We start from the raw sequence: 7,654 nt of genomic DNA on the forward strand, positions 1-7,654 counted from the left end.
TAATGGGAGATGGGAAAAATGAATAAAAAGGTATTATTGTCAATTATCGGTGCTCTCTTTATCACGAACTGTTTGTCTGTTGTGTACTTTGTGACTGGTCAATCAGGAGGAAAGTCTGAGGAAAAGACGATTGAGGCGACTAAGTCTGTAGTTGCAAGCGGGGAAGAAGAGGTAGTGGCTACAGTCGGAGAAACATCCATTACAAGACAACAATGGTTACTTGAGCTTGAAGACAGATATGGGAAACAAATTTTAGAGGGAATGATTGATGAGGAAGTTGTTCGTCAAATGGCTAAAAAGCATGACATCGCTTTGTCTGAGGATGCAGTTGACCGTGAATTGACGTTAATCAAGACAATGTATAATACTATCGATCATGAGAATATTGATGATGAGCATTGGAAAGAGCAAATTGAGTTGAGCATTTTATTAGAAGAGCTCTTAACAAAGGACGCGGTTATTTCTGAGGAAGAAATGAAACATTTCTATGAGGAAAACAAGCATTTATATGAAATTCCAAAGTCTTACCACATTTCTCATATTGTCGTGAAAACAAAAGATGCGGCTGAACAAGTACGTCATGAATTAGAAAATGGATCAAGCTTCACAGCACTTGCGATGGAGAAATCTACTGATGAATTTTCAGCAAATCGGGGTGGAGAACTCGGATTTGCAAATAAGGAGAATGGCTATGCTCCGGATAGCTATTTAGAGGTAGCTGGTAAGTTAAAGTCAAATGAATGGAGTGAGCCTATCGAGGTGGAAGGTGGCTTTGCGGTCATTATTCTCCATGAAGTAATTGAAGCGGTAACCTATTCTTATGATGATGTTAAGGACCAAATCAAGCGCCAAATTGCTATTGACCAAATGAATGGAGCGATATCAGTAGAGCCTTTCTGGAAAGAGCTTGGTGTCAAATGGTTCTTTGAAAATCATCAGTAATTTTTGGGGGAAATTCACAATTTGCTCGTAGTAAATTCGTTGACTTTTAAGGTAATAATTGCTAAATTGTAGATAAAACCAATAAAAATAGTAGGGATTGAGGGTGGAATCATGGCAAGAGTAGCAAATTCAATATATGAATTAATCGGTCAAACTCCAGTAGTAAAGCTAAATCACTTAGTTGATGAAGATAGTGCAGATGTTTATTTGAAGCTTGAGTTCTTTAACCCGGGCAGCAGTGTAAAGGATAGAATTGCTTTATCAATGATTGAAGCAGCTGAGAAAAAAGGTGAATTAAAGCCTGGTGATACTATTATTGAGCCAACAAGTGGAAACACTGGTATTGGTTTAGCAATGGTAGCTGCTGCTAAAGGTCTAAGAGCAATCTTAGTTATGCCAGATACAATGAGTATGGAGCGTCGCAACCTTTTACGTGCTTATGGTGCTGAGCTTGTTTTAACGCCGGGTGCTGAAGGAATGAGAGGTGCCGTTAACAAAGCGGAAGAGCTTGTTAAGGAACACGGTTATTTCATGCCACAACAATTCAACAACCCAGCAAACCCAGAAGTTCATCGTTTAACAACTGGTAAAGAAATTGCTGAGCAAATGGGCGATCAATTAGATGCGTTTGTATCAGGGATTGGTACTGGTGGAACAATCACTGGTGCAGGTCCTGTATTAAAAGAGAAATATCCAAACATTCATATTGTAGCGGTTGAACCAGCTGATTCACCAATTCTTTCTGGCGGAAAGCCAGGCCCGCACAAAATTCAAGGTATAGGTGCAAACTTTGTACCAGGCGTATTAAACACAGAAGTGTATGATGAAGTGTTTACGGTGAAAAACGAAGAGGCAATTGAGTATGCACGCCGTTCGGGCCAAGAAGAAGGACTCCTAGTAGGAATTTCTTCCGGAGCAGCTATTTACGCAGCATTGCAGGTTGCGAAAAAATTAGGTAAAGGCAAGAAAGTACTAGCTGTTGTCCCAGACAATGGTGAGCGTTACTTAAGTACAGTTCTTTATCAATTTGACGAGCAATAATAATAATATTTGTTAATATTTTAAAGAGTCTATCCTAATAGGAGAAGGCTCTTTTTTCTATTCAAAGGTGTACCAGTAAGGGTATATCATGTAAAATATAGAAATAGAGTTAAGGGATGAAGTAACCATCATTTAAATCTAAGACGATCTAGAGTTAAACAAAGAGCTGAGTAAGTAGAGTGAGAAAAAAATTTGAGTATGAGGTGAGCTAGAATGATCGTAATGATTGATAATTATGACTCGTTTACATTCAATTTAGTACAATATGTTGGAGAATTAGGAGAAGAAATCATCGTCAAAAGAAATGATGAGATCACAATTCAGGAAATTGAACAACTAAACCCGGATTTAATTATGATTTCACCCGGACCTTGTACACCGAATGAGGCAGGAATAAGCCTGGAGACGATTTCTCATTTTGCAGGTCGTATACCAATCTTTGGTGTTTGCCTTGGTCATCAATCGATTGCCCAAGCATTCGGAGGGGATGTAATTAAAGCCCAAAGGCTTATGCATGGGAAAACATCTGAAATTAAGCATGATGGGAAAACCATTTTTTCAGGGATGGAACGCACCATTACAGCAACTCGTTATCATTCTTTAATCGTAAAAAAAGAAACACTTCCGGAGTGCTTTGAAATATCAGCAGAAACAGATGCTGGCGAAATCATGGCAATACGCCATAAAGAATACCCAATCGAGGGTGTTCAATTTCATCCGGAATCGATTATGACTACAGCAGGAAAACAATTAATTAATAATGTAATTAGATTATATATCAGAAGTGAAAATGAAACAGTGCCACTCAAATAACATAGGACTTGCCTAGGTAAACAGTGAAAAAGGAGATTGAAAAATGGATCAAAACAGAATCAAAAGACCATCGATAACATGTGGTCCGTATCAATTAGATTTTTCCAAAAAGACAATGATTATGGGGATTCTAAATATCACACCTGATTCATTTTCTGATGGCGGCTCTTATTTTGACCTAGAGGCCGCTATTCACCACGCCAAACAAATGGTCAATGATGGTGCAGATATTATTGATGTTGGCGGTGAATCAACAAGACCAGGACATGAAAGAATCTCTGATGAGGAAGAGATTGCTAGAGTGGTTCCAATTATCAAGGCGTTGGCAACGGAAGTTCACGTACCGATATCAATCGATACATATAAATCAGAGGTGGCTAAGCAAGCGATTGAAGCGGGAGCTCATATCATCAATGATATTTGGGGTGCAAAAGCTGACCCTAAAATGGCAGAAGTTGCGGCAGCCTATGATGTGCCGATTATCTTGATGCATAATAGAGATGATAAAAACTATAAAAATCTTATCGATGATATGATTATCGACCTACAAGAGAGTATTGAAATTGTAAAGGCTGCTGGTGTTAAAGATGAAAATATTATTCTAGACCCAGGAGTGGGCTTTGCTAAAACCTTAGATGATAATGTTGAAACAATTCGGCAACTAGACCGTTTTTGTGAACTAGGTTATCCAGTACTTTTAGGAACCTCACGGAAGTCCTTCATCGGTCAAATATTTGATTTACCGCCACAGGAACGAGATGAGGCAACAGGTGCCACTACTTGTCTTGGTATTCAAAAAGGCTGTGAAATCGTTCGAGTCCATAATGTGAAAGTCAATGCAAGACTGGCTAAAATGATGGATATTCTCGTTGGTAAAGGTGAAATACGATAATGGATATAATCTATGTGAACCAAATGCAATTTTACGGCTATCATGGAGTGTTTACGGAAGAAACCAAATTAGGTCAACGCTTTTTTGTCGACCTAATGGTGGAAGTGGATGTCAAACAAGCGGGGGAGACTGATAATCTAGATTATTCAGTTCACTACGGAGAGCTTTACAATCTATGTAGAGAAATTGTTGAGGGAAAACCATATAAACTACTAGAAGCCGTTGCTGAAAAAATTGCCGCGGAAATTTTGAAGCATTTTTCACTGGTCTCAAGCTGTACAATTAAAGTCATAAAGCCAGACCCGCCCATCCCCGGGCATCTCCAATCAGTTGCTGTTGAAATCACAAGGAGTCGACACCATGAATAATACGGCATATATCGCCTTGGGAACGAATATAGGGAAACGGGAAATATATATACGTTCTGCACTAAAAGCGATTCAAGACCAAGACATAATGATTAATGATTTTTCTTCAATCTATGAAACAGATCCTGTTGGATATGAAGATCAAGATCTATTTTTAAATATGGTAATTAAAGTTAATACTGATTTATCACCAATTGATTTGCTGCAGGTTTTACAAAAAATTGAACTCGAGTCTGGAAGGGAAAGGAAAATAAGATGGGGTCCAAGGACGTTAGATCTTGACATATTGCTTTATGATCATGAGAATATTGAAACAGAGCGTCTTATCGTTCCACATCCCCGAATGACAGAGAGGGCATTTGTTCTGGTACCACTGGCTGAAATAGACCAGAACCTACAAATTCCAGCAGTAACGAAACCAATATCCTTACTACTAGATGAATTACAAGACAGAGAAGGTGTACGTATATGGAAGCGGAGAAGTGGGGAAGACGTATTCGTGCTTTTCGAAAGTTGAAAGGTTATACTCAAGAAAGTCTAGCAAAAGACCTTGGGGTATCCGTATCCCTTGTTGGGGAAGTAGAGCGGGGAACACGAATGCCAAGTAAAACATTTTTACAAGAGGTTGCAGAAATACTAAAAGTACCACTCGAAGACTTAACCCCAAAAGGGTTAGATTAGTATATAGATTACTAAGAAAATGAGGAAGGAGGATCACCTTGTTAAAAATAGGCGACATCGAAATGAAAAACCAAGTTGTTCTTGCTCCAATGGCTGGAGTTTGTAACTCCGCGTTCCGACTAACTGTTAAGGAATTCGGTGCAGGATTGGTTTGTGCGGAAATGGTAAGTGATAAAGCAATCCTATATAAAAATGCAACAACAATGGGAATGCTCTATATAGATGAACGTGAGAAACCACTAAGCCTTCAAATTTTTGGTGGCGAGAAAGAAACACTAGTAGAAGCAGCTAAGTTTGTCGATAAAAACACAACTGCTGATATTATTGATATTAATATGGGATGTCCTGTACCAAAAATTACGAAATGTGATGCGGGAGCAAAGTGGCTGTTAGACCCAGATAAAATATATGAAATGGTTTCAGCGGTAGTTGACGCAGTAGACAAGCCTGTTACTGTAAAAATGCGTATGGGCTGGGATGACGAGCATATTTTTGCTATTCAAAATGCCCAAGCCGTAGAACGTGCGGGTGGTCATGCAGTAGCTCTACATGGAAGAACACGTCTACAGATGTATGAGGGCCATGCAAACTGGGATATTATTAAACAAGTTAAACAATCTGTAAATATCCCTGTAATCGGCAACGGAGATGTTAAAACTCCGCAGGATGCAAGACGTATGCTTGATGAAACAGGCTGTGACGGTGTCATGATCGGCCGTGCGGCACTCGGAAACCCATGGATGATCTATCAAACAGTTAAATATTTAGAATCTGGTGAACTAACTGAAGAGCCAGGAGTAAGAGGGAAAATTGATGTATCCATTCTTCACTTAGATCGTTTAATAAATTTGAAGAATGAGAAGATTGCGGTAAGGGAATTTAGAAAGCATGCCGCGTGGTACCTAAAAGGAATCCGTGGTAGCGCAAAAGTTCGGATTGAGATCAACAACTGTAATACACGAAATGAAGTAGTGTCACTTTTACAAAGCTTTGTTGAAGATGAAGAAGAAAAGCAACAAAACAGTGAGAAGGTTGTTTGACATCAAAAGTTCGCTACACTATAATACCCGTAAGTAGCCTACTGCCAGTTTTCGCTGGCAGTTTTTCTGCTTTAAGTTTATATTGGAATAGGACAAGTTATAAGCATTCGTTTTATTATAGATCATGTAACAAAATAGGAGTTGATGAAAATGAATCATGAGGAATTAAATGACCAATTGATTGTCAGAAGAGAAAAGTTACATACATTACGTGAAATGGGAGTCGACCCGTTCGGTAAAAGATTTGAAAGAACACATAGTACACGCGAACTTATCGACTTATATGATGGATTTACAAAAGAACAATTGGACGAAAAGGAAATCAGTGTAACGATTGCTGGTCGTATTATGACAAAGCGTGGTAAAGGGAAAGCTGGATTCACTCATATCCAAGACTTAACTGGCCAAATCCAACTATATGTACGTCTTGATGCAGTTGGAGAAGAACAGTATGAGATATTCAATATAGCAGACCTTGGGGATATTGTTGGTGTATCAGGTACTGTCTTCAAAACAAAAGTAGGAGAGCTTTCTATTAAAGCTACTTCATTTGAAATTTTATCAAAGGCATTACGACCATTACCCGACAAATTCCATGGATTAAAAGATGTTGAACAACGCTATCGCCAACGTTACCTTGACTTAATTATGAGCCCGGAAAGTAAAGAAACCTTTATTACAAGAAGTAAAATCATCAGAGCGATGAGACGTTATTTAGATGATCACGGTTATTTAGAAGTAGAAACGCCAATGATGCATTCTATCCCTGGCGGTGCATCAGCACGACCATTTATTACACATCATAATGCATTAGATATTGAATTATATATGCGTATTGCGATTGAACTACACCTTAAGCGCCTAATCGTAGGTGGATTAGAAAAGGTATATGAAATTGGCAGGGTATTCCGTAATGAAGGTGTCTCAACCCGCCATAACCCTGAATTCACAATGATCGAATTATATGAAGCATACGCTGACTATAAAGATATCATGAGCCTTACAGAGAACCTTGTTGCCCATATTGCTCAAGAAGTACTAGGAACTACAACGATCACTTATGGTGAAAACGAGATTGACCTCAACCCAGAGTGGAAACGACTCCACATGGTAGATGCAATTAAAGAATACGTAGGGGTAGATTTCTGGAAGGAAATGAGCCTAGAAGAAGCAAGACAACTTGCAAAAGAAAATAATGTTGAAATTAATGACAATATGCAATACGGTCACATTGTGAATGAGTTCTTCGAGCAAAAGATTGAAGACAAGCTTATTCAACCAACATTTATCTATGGACATCCAGTGGAAATCTCTCCACTTGCGAAGAAGAATCCAGAAGATCCTAGATTTACAGATCGCTTCGAGCTATTCATAGTGGGTCGTGAACATGCCAACGCATTTACAGAATTAAACGACCCAATTGATCAACGTCAAAGATTTGAAGCTCAGCTAAAAGAAAGAGAGCAAGGTAATGACGAAGCTCATATGATGGACGAAGATTTTGTTGAATCATTAGAATACGGGTTACCACCAACAGGTGGATTAGGAATCGGAGTAGACCGACTTGTTATGCTCTTAACGAATTCTCCTTCTATAAGAGATGTATTACTGTTCCCGCAAATGCGTCATAAATAAGTTATGAAGACAGAGTGGATTTCCACTCTGTTTTTTTATGTATTTTAATTGGAAAACTTTTCTAATATAATTTTTTTCTAAAAAATCTTGCCTTAAAACTTTCAAGGTGGTATATTAAATATCTGCCGCTGAGATGTGGCAACGAATTAAAATAATAATAAAAAAAGTTATTGACTATCAAAAAGATAGATGATATTATTAGAAAGTTGCTTCGAGAGAGCAACAAAAAAGTTCTTTGAAAA

General features: G+C 38.4%; 9 protein-coding genes. All 9 read left to right on the plus strand.

Translation table 11 applies throughout. The annotated features are described in order from the left end of the window. The first annotated feature begins 18 nt into the window (after positions 1-18). Positions 19-942, plus strand: coding sequence for a peptidyl-prolyl cis-trans isomerase (locus V7097_RS09255; protein ID WP_335703318.1), 924 nt, complete (start codon positions 19-21; stop codon positions 940-942). A gap of 111 nt (positions 943-1,053) precedes the next feature. Next, complete coding sequence (gene cysK / locus V7097_RS09260) at positions 1,054-1,983, plus strand: cysteine synthase A (RefSeq protein ID WP_335703319.1); 930 nt, start codon at positions 1,054-1,056, stop codon at positions 1,981-1,983. 213 nt (positions 1,984-2,196) lie between these two features. Then, on the plus strand, positions 2,197-2,796 hold the full coding sequence (pabA, locus tag V7097_RS09265) for an aminodeoxychorismate/anthranilate synthase component II (RefSeq protein ID WP_335703320.1): 600 nt from the start codon (positions 2,197-2,199) through the stop codon (positions 2,794-2,796). 43 nt (positions 2,797-2,839) lie between these two features. Continuing rightward, positions 2,840-3,688 (plus strand): dihydropteroate synthase, encoded by an 849-nt coding sequence (gene folP / locus V7097_RS09270; protein ID WP_335703321.1) that lies wholly within the window; start codon positions 2,840-2,842, stop codon positions 3,686-3,688. Further along, entirely contained in the window at positions 3,688-4,056 is a 369-nt protein-coding gene (gene folB, locus V7097_RS09275; RefSeq protein WP_335703322.1) for a dihydroneopterin aldolase, read from the plus strand. Before folP ends, folB begins: the two co-directional genes overlap by 1 nt. Then, positions 4,049-4,573 carry a 2-amino-4-hydroxy-6-hydroxymethyldihydropteridine diphosphokinase gene (gene folK, locus V7097_RS09280; RefSeq protein ID WP_335703323.1) on the plus strand — a complete coding sequence of 175 codons (525 nt, stop codon included), beginning with the start codon at positions 4,049-4,051 and terminating at the stop codon, positions 4,571-4,573. The genes folB and folK overlap by 8 nt, the downstream gene beginning before the upstream one ends. Beyond that, on the plus strand, positions 4,525-4,737 hold the full coding sequence (locus V7097_RS09285) for a helix-turn-helix domain-containing protein (RefSeq protein WP_335703324.1): 213 nt from the start codon (positions 4,525-4,527) through the stop codon (positions 4,735-4,737). Before folK ends, V7097_RS09285 begins: the two co-directional genes overlap by 49 nt. A gap of 38 nt (positions 4,738-4,775) precedes the next feature. Further along, positions 4,776-5,777: a tRNA dihydrouridine synthase DusB gene (gene dusB / locus V7097_RS09290; protein WP_335703325.1), complete on the plus strand. Its 1,002-nt coding sequence runs from the start codon at positions 4,776-4,778 to the stop codon at positions 5,775-5,777. 150 nt (positions 5,778-5,927) lie between these two features. Next, complete coding sequence (lysS, locus tag V7097_RS09295) at positions 5,928-7,412, plus strand: lysine--tRNA ligase (RefSeq protein WP_438824218.1); 1,485 nt, start codon at positions 5,928-5,930, stop codon at positions 7,410-7,412. Positions 7,413-7,654 lie beyond the last annotated feature (242 nt).

It is taken from the genome of Bacillus sp. JJ1562 (assembly GCF_036962705.1).
In the GTDB taxonomy this organism is placed as follows: domain Bacteria; phylum Bacillota; class Bacilli; order Bacillales; family Bacillaceae_L; genus Ferdinandcohnia.

Coding starts and splice junctions, on each gene's coding strand:
- V7097_RS09255 (WP_335703318.1), top strand. CDS start 19: ATGAATAAAAAGGTATTATTGTCAATTATCGGTGCTCTCTTTATCACG.
- cysK (WP_335703319.1), top strand. CDS start 1,054: ATGGCAAGAGTAGCAAATTCAATATATGAATTAATCGGTCAAACTCCA.
- pabA (WP_335703320.1), top strand. CDS start 2,197: ATGATCGTAATGATTGATAATTATGACTCGTTTACATTCAATTTAGTA.
- folP (WP_335703321.1), top strand. CDS start 2,840: ATGGATCAAAACAGAATCAAAAGACCATCGATAACATGTGGTCCGTAT.
- folB (WP_335703322.1), top strand. CDS start 3,688: ATGGATATAATCTATGTGAACCAAATGCAATTTTACGGCTATCATGGA.
- folK (WP_335703323.1), top strand. CDS start 4,049: ATGAATAATACGGCATATATCGCCTTGGGAACGAATATAGGGAAACGG.
- V7097_RS09285 (WP_335703324.1), top strand. CDS start 4,525: ATGGAAGCGGAGAAGTGGGGAAGACGTATTCGTGCTTTTCGAAAGTTG.
- lysS (WP_438824218.1), top strand. CDS start 5,928: ATGAATCATGAGGAATTAAATGACCAATTGATTGTCAGAAGAGAAAAG.